This window comes from Streptomyces sp. SID5785 (genome assembly GCF_009870065.1).
Taxonomy (GTDB): Bacteria; Actinomycetota; Actinomycetes; order Streptomycetales; family Streptomycetaceae; genus Streptomyces.
This window is the reverse complement of sequence record NZ_WWIA01000715.1, coordinates 1-1,104: the sequence shown is the minus strand read 5'-3', so window position 1 is coordinate 1,104 and position 1,104 is coordinate 1. Positions and strand designations below refer to the sequence as shown.

General features: G+C 78.0%; 1 pseudogene. It reads right to left on the bottom strand.

Annotated elements, in window-relative coordinates:
- Positions 1-571: 571 nt before the first annotated feature.
- Positions 572-1,104, bottom strand: a pseudogene (locus GTW43_RS23410) (hypothetical protein); the annotation flags it as partial.

Below are 1,104 nucleotides of genomic sequence, written 5' to 3'. Positions count from 1 at the left end.
GCTCGCCGATGCAGCGTCCCCTCCGCAGGCGGTCAGCGCCGGGACGAGGAGTGCGGCCAGGCCGGTCACCAGACCGGCGGTGCGCAGGGATGCGGCGGGGCGTCGGAGCAGGGGGCGTCCGGGCATGAGGGATCTTTCGTCGGGGGCCCGCGGGCGGACGGGCGGCGGTCACGAGGCAAGGGGGTGGCGTCCGCCCGGCGTACCGGCCGGTCCCGGCGTGCACCGGCGCCCGTGGACGCGGCCCTGGTCGGGCGCGGCACGGGGGCACGGGTACACGGGGAGCGGCGGGGCGCGGGGCGTCCCGGGGAGGTGAGGCAGGAGCGGAGGACGGCAGGTCCGGGCGGCGGGTGCGCGGCAGCGGACGGCTGGGCGCGCGGCACCGGAGGCCGTGGGATCAGGAGATCAGCGACAGAGGGCGCTACAGGTGCGCCGCAGATCCACGTAGCGGCACACCACACCGGGGTGCGTCGTGAGCATGCCCCACATCCTGGGGCCGCCCGTCCGCCCGTGTCAATGGACACCTATTGGTGTCTCATACGGCGGACGCGACTGCTTCGCTGGTCAACGCCCTTCAGTCGAGGGCGGATCGCTCGTCGGGGTGCCGCCACAGCGGACCGCCCGGGGTGTCCACACGGACGGCACCGGACGGCGGCCAGGGCCCCGCGGCGAGCACCGCGCACTCGGGACCGCTCAGACTGCGGTACCGGTCGAGCGCCTGCGCGGCGGGCAGGGCGACGGGCCGCGCCGGACGCAGCCCGGGGCACAGCTCCTCGGCCGCGCGGGCGTACTCGGCGTAGGGCCGCCAGCCGGGCACCAGCCGGTGCCCGGCGTCCGTCCGCAGCAGCAACGTCGGCAGGGCGTACCGGACATGGCCGTCGTGCGTCTCCTTGGCCGTGCCCGGGTGGGGCGAGTCACCGGCGGCCCGGTGCGCCTCGGGCAGCGGGGCGCGGGCCTCGGCACGGTCGGCGCGGACCAGGTCGCGCACACGGGGGTCCGCCGCGTCGGCGCGCAGCCGGTCGGCGTCGAGGCCGGGCACACCCCGGGCCGCGCGCAGCGCCGCCTCCGTGGTGTCCGCGGGGCGGCCGGTCACGAACACGGTCTCGC